The 19583-nt window shown below is 61.6% G+C and carries 16 protein-coding genes; 5 read left to right on the top strand and 11 right to left on the bottom strand.

Annotated elements, in window-relative coordinates; all coding sequences use genetic code 11:
* Nucleotides 1-58: 58 nt before the first annotated feature.
* Nucleotides 59-1039 (top strand): HPP family protein, encoded by a 981-nt coding sequence (locus AC1VXC_RS08175; protein WP_313170994.1) that lies wholly within the window; start codon nt 59-61, stop codon nt 1037-1039.
* Between the two features lie 36 nt (nt 1040-1075).
* Here the strand turns inward: AC1VXC_RS08175 and AC1VXC_RS08170 are convergent, their stop codons facing one another.
* The 3 genes from AC1VXC_RS08170 to AC1VXC_RS08160 form a co-directional block, all read right to left on the bottom strand.
* Nucleotides 1076-1474 (bottom strand): hypothetical protein, encoded by a 399-nt coding sequence (locus tag AC1VXC_RS08170; RefSeq protein ID WP_313170995.1) that lies wholly within the window; start codon nt 1472-1474, stop codon nt 1076-1078.
* Nucleotides 1467-2126, bottom strand: a complete 660-nt coding sequence (locus AC1VXC_RS08165; protein WP_481539037.1) for a glutathione S-transferase family protein — start codon at nt 2124-2126, stop codon at nt 1467-1469. Before AC1VXC_RS08165 ends, AC1VXC_RS08170 begins: the two co-directional genes overlap by 8 nt.
* Nucleotides 2127-2202: 76 nt before the next feature.
* Nucleotides 2203-3345: a lipase family protein gene (locus tag AC1VXC_RS08160; RefSeq protein WP_481539036.1), complete on the bottom strand. Its 1143-nt coding sequence runs from the start codon at nt 3343-3345 to the stop codon at nt 2203-2205.
* Nucleotides 3346-3547: 202 nt separating this feature from the next.
* Here AC1VXC_RS08160 and AC1VXC_RS08155 point away from each other — a divergent pair, with 202 nt between their 5' ends.
* Nucleotides 3548-4033 carry a hypothetical protein gene (locus tag AC1VXC_RS08155; protein ID WP_481539035.1) on the top strand — a complete coding sequence of 162 codons (486 nt, stop codon included), beginning with the start codon at nt 3548-3550 and terminating at the stop codon, nt 4031-4033.
* Here AC1VXC_RS08155 and AC1VXC_RS08150 read toward each other — a convergent pair.
* The 4 genes from AC1VXC_RS08150 to AC1VXC_RS08135 form a co-directional block, all read right to left on the bottom strand.
* Entirely contained in the window at nt 4030-5220 is a 1191-nt protein-coding gene (locus AC1VXC_RS08150; RefSeq protein ID WP_481539034.1) for a DUF2268 domain-containing putative Zn-dependent protease, read from the bottom strand. The two genes, AC1VXC_RS08155 and AC1VXC_RS08150, sit on opposite strands and share 4 nt — an antisense overlap.
* A gap of 259 nt (nt 5221-5479) precedes the next feature.
* Nucleotides 5480-7021 carry a DUF4919 domain-containing protein gene (locus tag AC1VXC_RS08145; RefSeq protein ID WP_481539991.1) on the bottom strand — a complete coding sequence of 514 codons (1542 nt, stop codon included), beginning with the start codon at nt 7019-7021 and terminating at the stop codon, nt 5480-5482.
* Between the two features lie 154 nt (nt 7022-7175).
* On the bottom strand, nt 7176-7850 hold the full coding sequence (locus tag AC1VXC_RS08140; RefSeq protein ID WP_481539990.1) for a hypothetical protein: 675 nt from the start codon (nt 7848-7850) through the stop codon (nt 7176-7178).
* A 290-nt stretch (nt 7851-8140) separates the two neighbouring features.
* The gene (locus AC1VXC_RS08135; RefSeq protein ID WP_481538861.1) at nt 8141-9379 is read right to left on the bottom strand and encodes an MFS transporter; all 1239 of its coding nucleotides are present in this window, start codon (nt 9377-9379) and stop codon (nt 8141-8143) included.
* A gap of 97 nt (nt 9380-9476) precedes the next feature.
* Here AC1VXC_RS08135 and AC1VXC_RS08130 point away from each other — a divergent pair, with 97 nt between their 5' ends.
* Entirely contained in the window at nt 9477-9923 is a 447-nt protein-coding gene (locus AC1VXC_RS08130; RefSeq protein ID WP_481538860.1) for a winged helix-turn-helix transcriptional regulator, read from the top strand.
* A gap of 68 nt (nt 9924-9991) precedes the next feature.
* Here AC1VXC_RS08130 and yjjJ read toward each other — a convergent pair whose 3' ends face one another.
* Nucleotides 9992-11383 (bottom strand): type II toxin-antitoxin system HipA family toxin YjjJ, encoded by a 1392-nt coding sequence (gene yjjJ / locus AC1VXC_RS08125; RefSeq protein ID WP_481538859.1) that lies wholly within the window; start codon nt 11381-11383, stop codon nt 9992-9994.
* A gap of 441 nt (nt 11384-11824) precedes the next feature.
* Between yjjJ and AC1VXC_RS08120 the strand changes: the two genes are divergently transcribed.
* Nucleotides 11825-13555, top strand: coding sequence for an ATP-dependent nuclease (locus AC1VXC_RS08120; protein WP_481538858.1), 1731 nt, complete (start codon nt 11825-11827; stop codon nt 13553-13555).
* An 81-nt stretch (nt 13556-13636) separates the two neighbouring features.
* Here the strand turns inward: AC1VXC_RS08120 and AC1VXC_RS08115 are convergent, their stop codons facing one another.
* From AC1VXC_RS08115 to AC1VXC_RS08105, 3 genes are all read right to left on the bottom strand, one after another.
* The gene (locus tag AC1VXC_RS08115; RefSeq protein ID WP_481538857.1) at nt 13637-14476 is read right to left on the bottom strand and encodes a TSCPD domain-containing protein; all 840 of its coding nucleotides are present in this window, start codon (nt 14474-14476) and stop codon (nt 13637-13639) included.
* Nucleotides 14477-14552: 76 nt separating this feature from the next.
* On the bottom strand, nt 14553-15347 hold the full coding sequence (locus AC1VXC_RS08110; protein WP_481538856.1) for a hypothetical protein: 795 nt from the start codon (nt 15345-15347) through the stop codon (nt 14553-14555).
* 147 nt (nt 15348-15494) lie between these two features.
* A complete protein-coding gene (locus AC1VXC_RS08105; protein WP_313171022.1) occupies nt 15495-17645 on the bottom strand; it encodes an adenosylcobalamin-dependent ribonucleoside-diphosphate reductase in 2151 nt (716 codons plus the stop codon).
* 462 nt (nt 17646-18107) lie between these two features.
* Between AC1VXC_RS08105 and AC1VXC_RS08100 the strand changes: the two genes are divergently transcribed.
* A complete protein-coding gene (locus AC1VXC_RS08100; protein ID WP_313493292.1) occupies nt 18108-19538 on the top strand; it encodes a Do family serine endopeptidase in 1431 nt (476 codons plus the stop codon).
* Nucleotides 19539-19583 lie beyond the last annotated feature (45 nt).

Raw genomic sequence — 19583 nt, 5'->3', positions numbered from 1 at the left:
ACTCATGTAGCACACGGAAAACGCGGCAAAATGGCCTCCCCTCCAAGCAACCACGGCCATGAAGTCCAGCAGCAAGCCCCTGCACCCTCTCCGCAGCTGGTTGAGCATAGAGCGCAACCAGACCAGCCACGGAGAGAAGTGGATCTCGGCGCTGGGCGCGCTGATCGGCATCAGCGTGGTCTACCAGCTCACCCATTGGTGCTTCCCGGGCGGCTTTGGCAACCATGCCGGCGGTGCGATCCTGCTGGCCTCGATGGGGGCAAGCGCAGTGCTGGTGTTTGCCGTACCGCATGGCGCCCTGTCGCAGCCGTGGGCGGTGATCGCCGGGCATCTGGTATCGGCCTTCATCGGCGTCAGCTGCCAGCTGATGTTTCCCGAACAGGCCTGGACCGGAGCGCTGGCCGTGGGCCTGGCCGTCGGCGCGATGCATTACCTGCGCTGCATCCATCCGCCCGGTGGCGCCACCGCGCTTGCCGCGGTGATAGGTGGCAGCGATGTGCATGCACTTGGCTATCACTACCTGCTCACGCCGGTAGCGATCAATGTCGCCGCCATCCTGTTGGCCGGGGTAGCGTTCAATGCCTGCTTCGCCTGGCGCCGCTATCCGGTGCACCTGCATCGGCGTCGCCAGCAGACCGTGAGCATGCCGTCCTCGCAGCGCCACGTGGATCTGACCCAGGAAGACTTCCACGCCGCCATCGGCCAACTCAACTCCTTCGTCGACATCACCGACGAGAACCTGACCGAGCTGTTGGAACTGGCCAAGCAGCATGCCGAGCGCGATGCCTTGCACCCGGCGCAGATCGAACCCGGCCGCTGCTACAGCAATGGCCGGCTCGGACGTGCCTGGAGCGTACGCCGGGTATCGGTGACACCGGCCCTGTCCGGGCCCTCGGCCGATCGTCTGGTATATGCGGTGGTGGCCGGCGATGGCATCGGCGATATCGGCCATGCAACCGCGGCCGAGCTGCGCCAGTGGGCGCGCTTCGAAGTATCGCTACGTGAGGGTGGGCGCTGGGACAAGCTTGGCAACGCTTGACTCCGCCAGCCGGCCGACACCACGCGTTACCAGGATTCAGAGCGAGAACAGTTCCAGCACGGCACCGAACAGAGCGATCGGCAGGCGACAGGAGAGCGATTCATGCATGCCGAACCAGTTGCAGGCAACCCAGCCGAACGGCATCAGCAGCAATCCCAGGATCAGCGCATCGGTGATCCAGTTCCAGTGCTGCCGGCGCACCAACTGCAACACCGCGTCCACCAAGAATCCCACCAGCATCAGCAGTGCAACAGCCCCCAACAGCAAGGCAATGCCCAGACCGGTATCACCGCGATGTTGTTGCGTGGACGCATACGCGACGGCCATGCGCGTGTACAGCAGCAACGCCAGCAAGGGCGTAACGAAAGCAGCAATGCGGATCACAATCGACCACGGATAACGCGAGTACCAGGCTCGGCGCGGCGAATCAATCACGATCGGGCGCCCCCAAGGGAAACAGATGGCGGTAGACGCGTGCCTCATCCACCGCACGCGCGAAGGACGGACGCTGCAGCAGGCGCTGGCGGTAGTCCAGCAGTAGCGGGTAGTCGTCGCTGATGCGGTGCGTCCAATCGGCGTAGAACAGCGAAGGCGCTGCGGCACAGTCGGCCATCGAGAAGGCTTCACCACAGGCCCATCGACGGCCCGGCAGCTGGCTTTCCAACCAGGCGTAGGCAAGTTCCAGCTTCTGCACACTGAAAGCGCGCGCTTCATCGCGCTTGCCATCGTCGCCACTGAGCGCGCCGTTCACTGCATGCTGCACCGGACTCATCACATGCAGGTCGAAGAAGCGATCATGGAAGCGCACATCCAACGCCTGCATTGGATCCTCGGGCAGCAATCGCACCCGCCCGGAATGCTTCAACTGCAGGTATTCGATGATGATGCTGGTTTCCACGATGCTGCGCTCGCCGTCGAGCAGCAGCGGGAACTTGCCCAGCGGCCAATGCTGCAACCACTGGCCGATGTGCTCTGGCGTGTCAGGGCCGAGTTCGCGGAACTCGAAGGCGATGGCGTTCTCGTACAGCGCGATCAGCACCTTCTGCGTGTACGAGGAAAACGGATGACCGTAGAGCACTAACGACATGACGAAGTCTCCATTATCGGAATCGCAGCGGGATATCCCGCTGACTGGACAGGCTCTTCACTGCGTGCAGCCTGCATTATCCGCTGGCTGCTGACCCGGCGCGCATCGCCAGTCCACAGTCGCTGCCAGCCGGTTGCCCGCTGAAGCGTTCGGCGATCCAGGCGATGGCACGATCCGCCGAGGCAATCGCCGTGGTGGCATGGCCAGTGTCTGGCAGGCGCAGGTAGTTCACGGCAGCACCGCGCTTGCAGGTCTGCTCGAAGAAGTTCCAAGTGACCGGCGTCGCCACCAGGCCGTCTGCATCGGATTGCACCAGCAACAGCGGTGCCGAACCGGCGGCCAGCGCCGTGATCGAATTGCGTGCCATCAAACCATCCCAAGGTGCGCGACCGCTCAGATCCAGACTGCCCAGGCGCGCGCGCAAGCGCAGCAGGCGCACCAGCGCCGCCGCCGAGAACGGATCGCCCTCGCAACCGCTGGTGGCACGCTCGATCACGCCACGCGTTGTCCTGTTGGCGATGGTGGAGAGATCCGCACCGTAGACCTTGGACCAGCTGCGGGCAGTGAATGCGGTCAACAACCCGCGTACCGTCGCATCGGCACGCTGCATATTGGCCGCCAGATCGGTGGGTGGCGACACCGCGACCACGCCCTGCAACTGCAGATCCGGCGCATAGCTGCGCGCACGTTGCGCGCTGAACAATGCTGCATGCCCGCCCTGCGAATGTCCCCACACCGCGAAGCTGCGGCGGGCACCCGCCGCCGGGATCGCTGTTGCCGCGCGCACCGAGTCCAATAGCGCCGCGGCGGTGGCGTCACCGGCCAGATACGCATGCGGCCCACGCGTACCCAAGCCGGGATAGTCACTGGCCACCACCACCCAGCCACGGCCCAGCATGTCGGCCAATCCCGGGATCTGGTCCAGCGTTCGGATGGGTGTACAGGCCGGATCGATGCCCACCGTGCCATGCGCCCAGGCCACCACCTCACGTCCTTGAACCGGACTTGGCCCGTCGGGGGCGATCACCACGCCGGTGGATTGGGTCGGATCGCCATCGACATCGGTGGTTTCGTAGCGGATGCGCCAGGCCTTCGCGCCGGCGGGTGCGCCCTCGCTGGCGATCGCCTCCAGCAGCTTGCCCGGTGCTGCCATCGCTGGCGCACTGCCCAGATGCAACAGGGAGACCAACACCAGCCAGCGCATCACGGCGTTCTTCATGCGTTCCAGTCCCTGGGGCATCCGGTTGCGCTGATGCTAGCTCAAACCGCGCGGCAAGTTCGACGAAAGCGTGTCAGTTCCCGACCTCGCCCCCCCGAGATCAAAAGGCGGACGGCAACTGCGCCGTTACAATGCCGCGCCAGCATCCTGTTTGCCGCAGCCCTGCAGCTGCGGCCGCTGCCGTCATCTGGAACCGCACTCAATGACACTCTCGCTTCTGCCGCAGAACATGCTTGGCCATTGGACAGACCGCACCCCCGCGGTCTGCGAGTTCCAGCACGGCAGCACATTGATCTTTGTCGAATACGTCGGCGCCTATCCATTGGAGCGCAAGCTGGCCAGTGCCCAGCAGACCATCGACGATGCGTTCGCGGAATGTGCCTGCGCGGTCGCCTTTGCCTCCGCGGTCTCCGCTGCAAGGCATCCCGCTTTCTGGAAGCATGCCAACCGAATCGCCCTGACGCAGGCATTGCTGATCGTGTTCAGCATCCGCTACGTTCCAGATTGCGATCAGCCCATCTATGAGATTTCCTGGAACCCACGCTTCCGGGCGGAATCCGGCGTCGCGTACTCCGAAGACTGGCTGGAGGAAACCGTTGAAGTAGTCGCCCCCATGGATCATGAGTTCATCCGCGTGAAGCGGATCGGCAGACACCAATATCAGCTTCTGGACGGATCGCCGGCCTAGAACTGCCCCCGCTCCACACCCTGTCTCCACGCCTCGGGCCGCGGTGTCCATTCGCCCTCGCCAAGCACGGCCTCAAGCAGGTTCTGGATGGGATAACCCAGGTGCTGCTGCGCGGCCAGGCCGCCATCGTTCATCTGCGCCGCGGCCACGAAGGCGCGGAACGCGCGTTCGTCGCCTGCTGCAAGCGCGGTGATCTTCTTGGCCAGGTCGTAGGAGAGCCGGTTGCCATCGTCCGCCGCCAGGAACGACTTGCCGGACCAGAAGGCCTGGATGCTGTCCTGGTTCCAGTAGGCCGCGTGCTGGGCAGCAATCTCGTGCGGGAAGTACATCTGCGCGCCCGGTGCCGCCAGCTGCGGGTACAAGGTGTGTTCGGTATTCACCGCCAGGCCCTCGTTCAACCACGCCGGTATCGGCAGGTGTTGCAGCAGACAGTGGGTGAGTTCATGGGCGATCACCGGCTCCATCGAATCGATGATCTCCAACGGCATCACGAAGTGCCCGTAGCCCGCCTTGATGAACATGCCCGACGACATGGCGTACTCGCCGCCGTCCGGGTAGTAATGCGATACGTAGGCGTAATAGTCCTCCTGGTCGGCGAACACCATCACCACATGCTTGCCAAGACCGGGCGCGACTGCGAGATCGCCAAGGCTGCGATTGATCCGCGAAAGCAGGCGCTGGCAGGTCGCGAGGAATACCTCGCCGGGCCTGTCCATCAGGTTCGACAGCAGCAGGAAGTCCGCGGACTCGGTGATGCGGTAGTGCTCTCCCAACTGCTGGTTGAGCGCTTCCAGCCACTCCTTCGCCGCCGAGGTGCGATGGATATGCGTGGCGTCGGTATCCATTCCCGTCGGCGCGTCCTCGCTGATACGTTCCCAATCCGCGATGGGCAGCTGGGTGCCGTCATACCAATGCATGCGCACCGGAACACGCGGCAAAGGCGCTACTTTCGCGGCTCTCTTTTCGCGCGACAGGTGCGTTGCCAGCCAAGCAATCAGGATGAAGACCACGAGGAAGAACGTCACCGCATAGAGTGCGTCCTTTCCTTTTTCCCTGTCATCAGCGAACGGACCGGGGTCTGCAGCCGCTACAACCGACGGCAGCACGGTATGCGCAGCATCAGCCGGAGCCGCCAGTGAACTGCCGATGCCGGGTGCCAGCAGAGCAGGAATCAAGAAGAATTTCATATTGCTTCGTCTACCTGTGCCAAACCAATTCCAATATTGAAGTCACTTTCCACCCGATCTATTCATCTGTCTGCGGTAGCTTCCGAAGCAGGAAGCCACCGCACCCGTCGCTCTGGAAGGGCCGCACAGCGGCACCTGATTTTGTGGGAGCGGCGTAAGCCGCGAAGCTGGCCATCCCTCCCATCTGCATGTGCCATGGATCTGGGCCGTTTGAAATCATCAACTTCGCGGCTTACGCCGCTCCCACATGCAACTGTTGCTACCGCGAGCCCAGCACGAGGAAATACTTCTCATTCTTCCCGGATCCAACCCGCAAGCAGCCATCGTCCATCTTCCGGTCCAGCGCATGATCCCGATCCAGCGCCAGATACCGGAACACCACACCGATATCACCGGACGCGGTTACGATCCATGGCGTTTGGCAACTGTCGCCATCGCCACTTGCCATGATGGCCCGCAACAACCCGTCAAACCCAAAGCGCACATCCGCATCATCGCCGGCAAGGCTTTCCAGCGCATGCAAATGCAGGGGATACCGCCGCAGAAAATCCTGGTAAAGCTGCATACGCGCGCCAGCTGGGCCGCCCGCCTCGTCCAACGCAGCAAGCTGGCTGCGCAGTTCGAGATAGCCCTCGGCGGCCGCCAGCTCATCTGCCCCGGTGAATGGCGAGCTGGCTTCGGCGGGTGTCGGCCCGAGTTCGCGCCGCAACCATGCGCCGTAGTAAAGATGGGCGAACTCATTGGCGCCAAGCGCCCTATCACGAGCGATGAATCGGGCCAGCAACTTCGGATGGAACGTTGCCTGCTCAGGCTCCAACACCGCATCCGCGCGCACGCCAGCGACGCTCGCCATCATGTCCGGCCCTGCCGCATCACCGCGTGCCCACAACTGGCGTCCCGCGCGATAGCTCATCGGTGCTACAGGACCGTCATTCGTGCTTCCATAGCGCCGGACCAGCAACATCACATCGGTCCCGGCGCTATGTGTATAGCCGTCAACCGCCAGGACGTCGTCGTTCCAATCCGATGCAGCGTTCTCCCGACCATCCAGCGCCACCTCGCGGAACAGCAGGCAACGATTACCGGGCAGCCAGGTGTTCGCGCATCCAGCCGATGTCTCCTTGATCTGCAGCAGTCGTTCCGCTCCCTGCACACCGTAGTGCGCATCCTGCGCAAGCGCCGTCCCTTCGAAACGCAATACCCCGCCAAAAGCGTCGCCAAGCTCCAGTTGCGGCCGGTCCTGCTTCGCCTGCTCAACGCGCATACGTAGCGCATGCCCGCCGGACAGCATCTGCAGCAGGCGCAGCTCTGCGCTGTAGGACGGCTTCTGGCAGGTCAATGCAGGCGTGCGCTCATGCGGCTGCCTGCGCAGATTCAGTTGCCAGGCCACCTCACGCCGTGAATCAGCGCCTTGCACCTGATAGCGGCGCAACACCACCTCACCATCCACCTGCCGCTTGCATAGCTCGCTATGCACTAGCAGAGACGGTTCCGCTGACGGACCCTTTTCCTCGACACCGAATCGCAGCTGCGGCGCATCCGCGCCCTCACCGAACCAGGTTCGCGGCATTCCTTCCTTGTCCACCGCAGTGAGCAAACGCCAGCGGTAAAGTGGAAGCAGCTGTTGATAGCGCTGGGCGGTCTGGCGTGCTGCAGATTCGTCGGGGTGCGTTGGAGGCGGCGCCAGTGCAGCCGACATTGATGCGGACTGTGGCCCAATCGCCAGTGCGGGCAGCGCAAGTACAGCAAGCGCGATCGCCATGCGGATGCCGGGCAAGCGGCGAAAACGAATCCAGGTCATTCCACATCTCCCTATGTGGCTCTGGACTGTCGAACAGTCCAGAGCGCCTTCAACATTCGGCTCAGTCAATCAACCCTGCTATCGAACTTCGGTGCCCCTGTTGCCGTTACACGCCGGCCCTTCGCGACGAAGGTAACCGGGCATTCCCGCGATCTCAGGACTCCACCTCACATGTCGCTTCATCGGTGAGCAGCGCGGGGTCTACCGGCCGGGTGGTATCGATGAGCGCACGCTGCTCCTCCGTCGGATCCCCCAACCACCAGACCTGGCAGCGCGAGACCAGGCGGCCAACCATTCGGGCTTGCTCAGGCTGGTAAAGCATCGCCAACTGATGCGTACCGCACTGGTGTGCCTGGCAGGCCGTGTAATACCACCATGTTTCCTGGCCCAGCAGCTTCGGGACGCCAGGCGCGCTGGGGCCACTGAGCAGACGGTCGCGCTGCGAAGGCACATCCGGATCGGCGATGTCACCCTGCGCGGCCTCTTTCAGCAACGCATCGAATGCTGCAGTCACTTTGGCATCGGCACGCCCACAGTTGTCCACGCTGTTGCCACCTACCAGGGTGAAGAAGTAAGTGGCCAGCGGGTTCTCTTCGCAGCTCGGCTCGTAATCGAAGCCCGCCGGCGTGGGGACATCGCTATCACCCTCCTCATACGGCGCGGAAGCAGTGTCTTCAGGTTCATTCGTCACACCAACACCGCCGGATGCAGCCGGTTCCTGCGCCGCTACGGCGTCGGCGGCAGCATCATCGGCCGCAGGCACGGCTGCCTGCTTGCAACCCAGCAGTGAACCCAGCGCCAAGGCCACCCACAAAATCCGCAACTTCATCTACCACCCCAGGTAATCAGCACATTGCATCCATGTCATTCCCGGCAATGCTGCGGGAATCTGCCGATTGTAGCTTCTGCCTCCAGCGGCCGTGCTATCAGATTGAAAGCAAACACCAAACCCAGCTCTTGTGGGAGCGGCGTAAGCCGCGAAGCCAGGAAACCAGAGGAACCACACTTTCCGGAGCTGTCGCTACTTCCCGCAGCTTCGCGGCTTACGCCGCTCCCACAAGTCAGCTTCGCTTTTGTTTTATCGCAAGCACTCTCAAAGCAGCACGCTTCGCCGCACCGCTACTGCAACTGCACAGGCATGAGCCGCCGGCTAGCCAACCAGAACACCAGCGCAACGCCACACGTAGCAGCACCCAACACACAGACGCCGCTCCACCCTGCGCGCGCATAAATAGCCGTGGTGGCAATCGCCCCCAACCCGCTGCCTGCTGCATAGAACAGCATGTAAAGCCCGACCAGCCGACTGTGCGCTTCAGGCCGCTCGCGAAGGATCATGCTCTGGTTGCTCACGTGCAGCGCCTGCCCACCAAGGTCCAGCAACACAATGCCGAACGCCAGCGCCCACAACGACACCGGCATCAACGACAACGGCCACCACGCCAACAACAGCACCAGCAGCGCCATCGCCGTGACGGTCTGGCCACGCCCCTTGTCCACCCAGCGACCCGCACCGGCAGCGCCCAGTGCGCCAATCACGCCCACCAGACCGAATGCGCCAATCACCGTGTGTGAGTAGCCGTAGGGTGGCGCACTCAACGGCAGCACCAGCGCGCTCCAGAAGATATTGAGCGCAGCAAACATCAGCAACGCCAGCATTCCCCGGATTTGCAGCACCCGCTCCTCTCGCAGCAGACGTGCCATGGAGCCGATCAGCTGCAGGTAGCCCAGCGCCGCCGGTGCCGCAGGCAGTCGGGGAAGTTTGCGATGAAGCAGGCCCGCCAGTAGCAGCATTGCCAGCGCGGAAACGACATAGACGCTACGCCAACCGCCCAGGTCGGCAATGCCACCGGCGACCACCCGCGCCATCAACAGACCAATGAACACGCCGGCCTGCGCGGCACCTACCACGCGTCCACGCTCGCCGTCGCCAGCGGCACTGGCGGCATAGGCAATCAGCCCCTGCGTCATCGCCGTGCCCAGCAGACCAATCGCCAACATGCCCAGCAATAGCAGCCACGGCGATCGCGCCCAGGCCACCCACAGCAGCGCGACCACCAAGCCCAGTTGCTGGACCAGCATCAAGCGGCGGCGCTCCATCCTGTCGCCCAAGGGCACGAGCAGCAGCAAGGCCAAGGCGCTGCCGATCTGGGTTGCTGTCACCACGCTGCCAACCGCAGCCAGGCTGATGCCCAGCGATGCAGCAAGCAGGTCCAGCAGGGGCTGCGCGTAGTACACATTGGCAACGCACAGCCCGCTGGCGATGGCGAACAGCCATACCAGACCGGCAGGCAGCGCCTGACCTACCCGGGTCACAGCTGCCTCGGGACGTTCCAAAGCACTTTCCAAAGGCAGGTTCATGGCGCATCCGAATCCAGTTGCATATCGCAACCAGATGCATGCTAGCGAACTGTGGTTTTAAAATGCAACTACAATGGGTTCAGCCACAGGAGTCGCCATGTCCCGCCGCAGCCTCGAATCCGACTCACCCTGCCCGGTAGCCCGCAGCCTCGACCTTGTTGGCGACCGCTGGTCACTGCTTATCCTGCGCGATGCCTTCGATGGCGTCCGCCGCTTCGGCGACTTCCAGCGCGGCCTGGGCGTGGCCCGCAACATTCTCACCGACCGCCTGCGCAGACTCGTGGATGCGGACATCCTGCAGCTGCATGCCGCATCGGACGGCACGGCGTATCAGGAATACGTACTCACCCCGAAGGGCGAGAGCCTGTTCCCCCTCCTCGTCGCCCTGCGCCAATGGGGCGAGCAGCACCTGTACCAACGCGGCGAGCGGCATTCGCAACTGCTCGATAACCGCACCGGCAAGCCGGTTCCGTTGATGCGCTTGCAGGGTTCGGATGGGGCGCTGTTGGCAGCGGCGGACACGCAGGTTCGCAAGCTGAAGTGATGCCGCAGATGTGGCTTGAGCTGCGTGCTGCGGAACATCCAAAACCCGACTCTGACCCCGGTTTTCTTTCAGCTGCCGAAGCGTTGGGCGTAGCGGCTGACTACGTCGATATTCTGCTGCGCTACGGTCTGAATCTCCGGCGCAATCTCCGATTCCGCTACCCGCCGCCAGAACTGCTCAGCCAGTTCTGCGGCCCAGGCAATGAATGGCGCTTGCCCGGCTCTGCTGGGCGCATTGATGTTTACCGGTACGAGTGCGCGAATATTTCCGGTTTGCGCGGATGGCGCCATATACATCGGCAGCATGTCGTATGCAGGACACAAGGGTAGCGGGCCATCGTCGATCAGATGGAAACCGATGTTGCCAAGATGCATGTCGGTATTGCCGATCAACCGGCCGAACCAATGCAGCCGGGCCAGGTTCTCGGCGGTGCCCTGAGTAATCAATCGCTCATCAACGAGCTGCTCGCCGGCCAGCCCCCAGTCGCGCGGCCCCTCACCGATGAATGCTGCATCCAGCGCCAATAGCGAAACGAAACCGCGGCGGCCCAGTACGTCCACAGTGCGATCAAACCGCTCCACTTCAAGGAACACATGTTCCTCGCTGCGCAGAAGCTGTGTGCGGGAAGCCGGGAAGCCGGCCTCGCGCAGCGTGGATAAGGCCAGATGCTCGCAGACGAGCAGATCCGCCCAACGCGCGCCCAACGGGTTCAACGACGGCAGCGCGAACTTGACCAAGGCAGCGTAGCGACCAGTAGTAGTAACAACAGTCGCGGTGAACTTGGGCTGCTCGCCTCCTGGAGACGAACCAACTTCCTCGCCATCCAGGGCTTCCTTTGCGCGTATAGCGTAGTCGTCGTGCCGGCTGGCTACGTCCACGCGATCCAGTGGCGCATCCACATCCAGCAACGCACGGTCGATGGCAGCCTGTCCCAACAACAAATCGCCGACACTGGTGCCGCCATGCAGGATGCCGAGCAGGTTGTCGCGCGACTGCCAGCTCTTCAAGTCTTCGGGCACACCCAATGCCCGGCCCAATCGATGCGCCATGGAACGGCCGAGGAAGCCTTGCGGGCGCACGTCATCCAGAAACCAGGGCAGCCCCGGGAAGTAGCCCGCCGGGCCATCTACTGCGCGCATCAGGTTCGGACGATCACCCGAGGGTTCAAAAAGGAAGCTGTCTCCACGCAACGCGTGAAGGCTGCCCAGCTCTTCCATGTTCGCGTCCGCGCCCATCCGGTAAAGCGGCCACATATTGGGCCGGACCAGCGCAGTGGCTACGTAAGCCGTGGCGCGCGCCTTGCCAACCCGGCGCACCTGATCACCAGCCTCCGTGACCAACCGCGACAGGACGGGACGGGAGACGGCCAGCTTCTCGACCAACTCGCCGGCCGGCACCGGATCGCCGCTTTGAAGCAGATCAAGCAGTTGCAGGACGCTAGCTGAGGGAGGACGGGCCATGATCAGAGCTCGTTTCTTTACGATTCAAGAAACGATACTTCATGGCGACCACTACTGCAATACACTGATCTATATGAATATTTACAACTTCTCCAGCACTAACGTCGGTTCATTTCTTTACGATTTTTTATCGATATTGCGCTCTCTCTGCAGCAGGGCCAGTTGGTTCTGGAAGCCCAAGACCCCTCAACGATCAAGGGCCAGAGCGGAAACCCCACTCTGACCACGATTCCCCGCCTTGGCGGGCTGACGCCCGCCGAGTTCCGCCAATACCACGAACCGGACACCTCTAATTTAGCCTGGCATTGAATTACGGGGAGTCGACAACCCGACTCGCCCCCTGTTTTCTACCCCATGCTCTCAGACACCACCAATCCCTCTCTTGAAAACAAGAGAACAATATGCCCAAGTATCAATCTCCAGGGGAAAAGAAGATTTCACATGCACCTTTCGCACATTAAAGTTTTCAACTTCAAATCAATACAAAATTTAGACATTTCTATAGGTCGGTACAACCCAATTGTTGGGTACAACAACGCCGGAAAGTCAAATTTCTTAAGAGCTATAAACTGGCTTTTAAAGAAGACTGCACTAACGGAATCGTCGTTCCACGATCAAAATAAAGAAACTTGGGTACAAGGAGTGGCGGAAGGGGTTTCGAATGCAATCCACTTATTACCTCCAAATCAGCAACAACAGATTCAACCATTCATAATAAACGATCAACTAACCTTCCGTAGAATTCAACAAACCCCAGGAACCACAGCATCACTAGCCAAGCTCGAAGTTCTAGATGCGGGCGGCACTTGGAGGACGAATCCTACTGGCCTCGACAATGCATTGGGCACCATGCTACCCGAGCCCGTATATATAAAGGCAATGGATGACGCTGGTGATGATGTAGGGAAATTTGCAGCAAAGAATACAATCGGCCTGCTTATCAAGTACGCATTTGACTTGGCACGCAACAATAATCCGGCTGCCATGCAAACTATGGACAACTCACTCTCCGCACTTGGAACGCATCTGAACGGACCTAACCGAGTAAATGAGTTAACCCAACTCGAAACACTTGCAACTCAAAGCCTGTCCTCTCTTTTCTCTGGAATAGGCATCCAGATAGAAATTCCGCCTCCCAGCCTTGATGAAATTATCAAGACGACCACAATCAAGCTGATTGAAGGCGGAAATCAACCGCGTTCTTTCGCTGACTATGGCCATGGCACTCAGCGAACCGTTCAAATGGCTCTAATCCAACTCCTAGCGAAGTATGTTGGCCAGGCCGGTCAGTCTGGGAAAAACACCGTTATCCTGATAGATGAACCAGAGCTCTACCTCCACCCACAGGCTATCTACTCCGTCTCATCTGCCCTCAAGCAGCTTGCAACAAATGACTTCCAGATTTTCTTCTCTACGCACTCCCCAATGATGGTCACCGCAGAAGATGCTGCAAACACCGTTGTTTTCTGGAAATGCAATCAAAATGGCACCAACTACCGTCCAAAGGTAGCATCGGCACTATCTGGAATAAATAACTCACAACATAATACGGATGTGATTTATTCATTGAGCCACTCTTCCCAGTGGCTATTCTCGGAAAAGCCGATAATTGTAGAGGGAAAAACAGAGCGCCACCTAATACCCGCCATCTATTTCGGAGCAACGGGCAAACAATTCAGTCAAGTATCTGCTGCCATTATTGAATCTGGAGGAAGCAGCGGGTCGCTAGAAATTTCAAACCTATTTAAGAATTTGGGATATACACCAAAGGTAGTCTTTGATCTCGACTTCGCCTTCAAACTCGCGCCATCGCTAAACCTGATCTCGCGCACCGACGCAAATCTTTTGGCTTGCATGCAATGGCTTTCAGCAAATGGATCAGCACTTGGAATCCATTTGGACAACTCAGGCCTTCCAAAGAAGGGAGGCAAGACCCCACCTGAAAAAGCATATGAAAGTCTTGCAGCCGCCCTACCGGCAGAATGCCTAAACATTCACACAGCACTAAAGGCACATAATGTTTGGGTTTGGCCGCGCGGCGCCATTGAGGCGCATTTGGGAATCATCAAGTCGAACACAGCGCGCGCCCAATTCGCAGCACAGGCATTAGCGGGAAGCATCAGCCATGCAACCGACCCACAAACCCTGCAAGACTTCTCTAACTGGCTATAGAAAGAAGAGGGCCCATGTGGGCCCTCTTCTTTCTCGTCCAAAATCACTTACCCCAAGAGCAAACAAGTGCAGGGCATAGAATCAACCGCACTTGCTATACCCACAATTCAAGCAAGTCTGGCAGCCGTCCATGATCACCAGCGCCTTGGTGCTGCACTTGTGGCACATGCTGGCGCTGGCCGGGAAGCTGCCGTTGTCGGCGCTTTCGGGGTCGGCTTCGGGGGCGACGGCAACATCAAGGGCTACCCCTCCCCGGCCCTCCCCTTCGCTTTGCGAAAGGGAGGGGGCGAGCGCGGCGCTTTGCGCCGACGCTGCGTTTACTTCACTGTTTTTTTTTGAGCGTTCTTCGAACTGCTTGCGCTTTTCGGCGATCAGGGCGCGCTGGTGGGCGCTCATTTCCGGGTCCTGCAGCAGGCCGATCGACTTCATGTGGTCTTCGACGATGGAGCCCAGCTCGGCCACCAGCGACGGCATGTACACGCCGCCGGCCTTGAAGTAACCGCCCTTGGGGTCGAACACGGCCTTCATTTCGTCAACGATGAAGGTGACGTCGCCGCCCTTGCGGAATACGGCAGACATGATGCGGGTCAGCGCCACGATCCACTGGAAATGCTCCATCGACTTGGAGTTGATGAAAATCTCGAACGGACGGCGCAGTTCGTGCTCGGTGCCCTGGTTGAGCACGATGTCATTGATGGTCACGTAGAAGGCGTGTTCCACCAGCGGCGATTTGATCTTGTAGGTGCTGCCGATCAGCACTTCCGGGCGCTCGATGCGCTCGTGCATGTGCACGATGTTGTCGGCCGGGGACTCGTCCAGGGCCACTGCCACCGGGGCCTTGGCCGCTGCTGCTTCACGGGCCTTGTCGTCCGGGGTGATGACGGAATAGCCCTTGATTTTCTTGTCGATCTTGACGGCCATGGTGCGAGTCCTGGTTATGCGTTGCTATACGGATTGGCAGCAACCCCGTCCCGGGGGACGGGGTGCGCGGTGCGGCTTACTTGCGGGTCGCCTTCTTGGCGGCCTTCTTCACTGCGGTAGCCTTTTTGGCAACCGCCTTCTTTGCGGTAGCGGCCTTCTTGGCCACGGTCTTCTTGGCCACGGCAACCTTCTTGGCAGCGGTCTTCTTGCTGACGGCTACTTTCCTGGCGACCTTCTTTTCAGTGGCCTTCACCGTCTTCTTGACGGCGGCGACCTTCTTGGCAGCCTTCTTTTCGACCTTCTTCACTGCCTTCTTGGCAGCGGTGGTCTTCTTGACGACGGCCTTGGCAATCTTCTTCTCGGTGGCCTTCACCGACTTCTTGGCGGCGGCAGCCTTCTTGCTGACGGCCTTGGCGACCTTCTTCTCGGCAGCCTTCACCGTCTTCTTGGCCGAGGCGACCTTGCTGGCGGCCTTCTTCTCGACCTTGGCGATGGCCTTCTTGGTGGCCGCACGCTTGCCGGCACCCTTCTTCTTCAGCTCGGTGGCTTCAGCCTGGGCGTTGGCCTTGGCGGCCTCCAGCTTCTGGCGCACGGAAGCGACCTTCTTCTTCACTTCCTTCTTGGCGGCGGCCGCTTTCTTGGCAACGACCTTTTCGGCCTTCTTGACGGCCTTTTCAGCCTTCTTCACTGCCTTCTTGACCTTGGCCACCTGCTTCTTGGCGCCGGCCTCGACCTTGTGTGCGCCGGTCTTGACGGCGGCCACGGCATCGCTGGCGGTCACGGCCAGGGTCTCGCCGACGTTGGCTGCGGTTTCTTTCACGTTCTCGGCAACCTGGGTTACGGTCGCGGTCACACCATTACCATTGCTCATATAGCCCTCCTCAGGGCATCGGGTCTTTTAACGTTGGCGATGCTATATCGAAGCCGATGCAACGTGAAACAAACGCGCAACAACCCGGTGGCGGTGAGACCACCGTCATGCCCTCCCAGCGCGCGGCCGGGAGGGCGATGAAGGCACTCAGAACTTGCCGTAGTAGCCTTCCTTGAGGGCGTCGAACAGGTTGGCGGCGGTGTGCATCTCGCCGTCGTACTCGATCTGTTCGTTGCCCTTGACCTCCACCACCTGGCCGTCTTCCAGCTCGAAGCGGTAGGTGGTGTTCTCCAGGTCCGCTTCCTTGACCAGCACGCCCTGGAAGGCGGCCGGGTTGAAGCGGAAGGTGGTGCAGCCCTTCAGGCCCTGCTCGTGGGCGTAGCGGTAGATGTCCTTGAACTGCTCGTACGGGTAATCGGTCGGTACGTTGGCGGTCTTGGAGATCGAGCTGTCGACCCACTTCTGCGCGGCGGCCTGCACGTCCACGTGTTCCTTGGGTGAGATGTCGTCGGCGCTGATGAAGTACTCCGGCAGCTGGGCGTCGGCCTCGTCGGAGAACGGCATGGCCTTGGCGTTGACCAGCTGGCGGTAGGCCAGCAGCTCGAACGAGAACACGTCCACCTTTTCCTTGGACTTCTTGCCTTCGCGGATCACGTTGCGGCTGTAGTGGTGCGCGAACGAGGGCTCGATGCCATTGGAGGCGTTGTTGGCCAGCGACAGGCTGATGGTGCCGGTCGGGGCGATGGAGCTGTGGTGGGTGAAGCGCGAACCCACCGTGGCCAGTTCTTCCACCAGTTCCGGGGCCACCGTGGCCACGCGCTGCATGTAGCGGCTGTAGCGGGCGTGCAGCACCTTGCCGGCGATCTTCTGGCCGACCTTCCAGCCGTCCTTCTTCATCTCCGGGCGCTGGCGCAGCATGGCGGCGGTGACCGGGAACTGTTCTTCCATGATCGGGGCAGCGCCCTTCTCACGGGCCAGCTCCAGGCCGGTTTCCCAGCCGGCCACAGCCATGTCGCGGGCGATGGCTTCGGTGAACTCGCACGATTCGGTGCTGCCGTACTTCATCTTCAGCATGGTCATGGTGCTGCCCAGGCCGAGGAAGCCCATGCCGTGGCGGCGCTTGCGCATGATCTCGTTGCGCTGCTGCTCCAGCGGCAGGCCGTTTACTTCGACCACGTTGTCGAGCATACGGGTGAACACGCGCACCACTTCCTTGTACTCGTCCCAGTCAAACGAGGCCTTGTCGGTGAACGGGTCGCGCACGAACTTGGTCAGGTTCACCGAGCCCAGCAGGCAGGCGCCGTAGGGCGGCAGCGGCTGCTCGCCGCAGGGGTTGGTGGCGCGGATGTTCTCGCACCACCAGTTGTTGTTCATCTCGTTGACGCGGTCGATCAGGATGAAACCCGGCTCGGCGTAGTCATAGGTGGAGACCATGATCATGTCCCACAGGTGACGGGCACGGATGTGGCCGTACACCTTGCAGGCCACCAGGCCGTCGTCGCGGACGATGTAGTTTTCGTGGGTCGGCCATTCGCGCCAGACCACGTCGGTGGCGTTCTGGTCGACTTCGGCCTGTTCCTTGGTGTTGATCGGGAACACCAGCTGCCAGTCGGCGTCGTTGTTGACCGCGTCCATGAAGCCGTCGGTGATCAGCAGCGACAGGTTGAACTGGCGCAGGCGGCCGTCCTCGCGCTTGGCGCGGATGAAGTCCTTCACGTCCGGGTGCGACACGTCGAAGGTGCCCATCTGCGCGCCACGACGGCCACCGGCCGAGGACACGGTGAAGCACATCTTGTCGTAGATATCCATGAAGGACATCGGCCCGGAGGTGTAGGCGCCCGCGCCGGCAACGAAGGCACCGCGCGGACGCAGGGTGCTGAACTCGTAGCCGATACCACAGCCGGCCTTCAGGGTCAGGCCGGCTTCGTGGACCTTCTCCAGGATGCCGTCCATCGAGTCGGTGATGGTGCCCGACACGGTGCAGTTGATGGTGCTGGTGGCCGGCTTGTGCTGCTGCGCGCCGGCATTGGAGGTGATGCGCCCGGCCGGGATCGCGCCACGGCGCAGGGCCCAGGCAAAACGCTCATACCAGTAGGCGCGCTTGTCGTCGGTGGCCTCGGCGTCCGCCAGGGCGCGGGCCACGCGCAGGTAGGTGCCGTCGATATCGGCGTCCAGCGCTTCGCCCGCCTTGGTCGTGAGGCGGTACTTCTTTTCCCAGATGTCCTGCGAGGCAGGTTGCAGAGGGATCATGTCCGACTTGGTTTGATTGCTGACCACTTCCAGACGCACCGTACTCATGATTGTGGAAACTCTCCTGGGGCACCTTGCGGTGCGATTTTTCTTTTCCCAAACAGGCCAGGCTGCAAAGACAACGACGCGCAGGCGCGTACTTACGCGCCTGTCGGCGGGATGAGGGGATTCCGGGAACTACCGGTTTTCTGCATCACTGTCGCGGTCATTGCACGCCTTCCGTTGGGGTGCTTGCACCCCGAGCACTAAACCCTACTGCTTGGGGACGCTTTTCACATCAACCCAACATCTAGTGGGTGATGACCGGACCAAGCTTACCCACCCACGGGGTGATGTCAAACGAAAAATCTACCGCCGGACTATTGCAATCCGTGCAGGGCTTGGGCCTCTTGGGATTGCGGCGATGCAGAGGTTTCATTGCCGATTTAACCGGCCCCCGCCACACTCGCGTTCAGCAACCCGCCCCACCCCGGCGCCGCCCTCGGGCGCCCCCGCATGGAACCCCCGGCAATGCGACCCATCCCGACCCTGCTGACCCTGGCCCTGGCCGCCGCCTTCGGTGGCTTTACCGCCACCGCCATCAATGCCCACCTGGACAACCGCGCCGACGCCGCCTCGCTGGGCACGGTGTTGCCGACCACCGCTGCGCTGCCGGCCGCCGTCGCCGGGCAGGCGGTGCCATCGCTGGCGCCGATGCTGGAACAGGCCATGCCGGCCGTGGTCAGCGTCAATACCAAGCAGGTGGTGCGGGTACGCAACCCTTACTTCGACGATCCGTTCTTCCGCCGCCTGTTCCCGCAGATACCGCAGGAGCGCATCAACGAGTCGCTGGGCTCGGGCGTGATCATCGATGCAGCGCGCGGCTATGTGCTGACCAACCACCATGTGGTCGAGAATGCCGACGACGTACAGGTCACCCTGGCCGACGGGCGTACGGTCAAGGCCGAGTTCCTCGGTTCGGACCGCGACACCGACATCGCCCTGATCCGCATCCCGGCCGAAAAGCTCACCGCGCTGCCGCTGGGCAACAGCGACCAGCTGCGCGTGGGTGACTTCGTGGTGGCGATCGGCAACCCGTTCGGCTTCAGCCAGACGGTGACCTCCGGCATCGTCTCGGCAGTGGGCCGCAGCGGCATCCGCGGATTGGGCTACCAGAACTTCATCCAGACCGATGCCTCGATCAACCCGGGCAACTCCGGTGGCGCACTGGTCAACCTCAACGGCCAGCTGGTCGGCATCAATACCGCCAGCTACAACCCGCAGGGCAGCATGGCCGGCAACATCGGCCTGGGCCTGGCCATTCCGTCCAACCTGGCCCGCGACGTGGTCGAGCAGCTGATCACCAAGGGTGTGGTGGTGCGCGGCACGCTGGGCGTGGAAACCCAGAACCTGACCCCGCAGATCGCCCAGGGCCTGGGCCTGGAAGAAGCCCGCGGCGCGCTGGTGACGCGCGTGCTGGCCGGTTCCGGCGCAGCCGCTGCTGGGGTCAAGGCTGGCGACGTGGTCACCGCGATCAATGGCCAGCGCGTGGACAGCGCGCAGGCCCTGCACAACTTCGAAGGCCTCTCCACGGTCGGCCGCACGGTTGATCTGGAAGTGCGCCGCGACGGCAAGCCATTGCAGCTCAAGGCCACCTTGAAGGAACAACCGCGCGCCGTGGCCGGCGACACGCTGGACCCGCGCCTGAGCGGTGCCACCTTCGCCGACCTGCCCGAATCACTGCGCCAGGCCGGCATCAACGGCGTGCTGGTCAGCGAAGTGGCGCGTGGCAGCCGCGCCGCGCAATCGGGCCTGGCCGGTGGCGATGTGATTCTTGCAGCCAGCAGCGGTGCGTTCACCGACCTCGCCGGCTGGCGCGCAAGCTTCGGCCAACGCCCGCCACAGCTGGTGCTCAGCATCCTGCGCGGTGGCAGCCAGCGTGGCCAATTGATGATGCGATGATGCCCAGGTGAGCATCTTGTGCTGTCGGCGTAACGTTGTTTACAC

It is taken from the genome of Stenotrophomonas sp. STEN033 (genome assembly GCF_056856655.1).
This window is presented reverse-complemented; position numbering and strand designations above follow the sequence as displayed.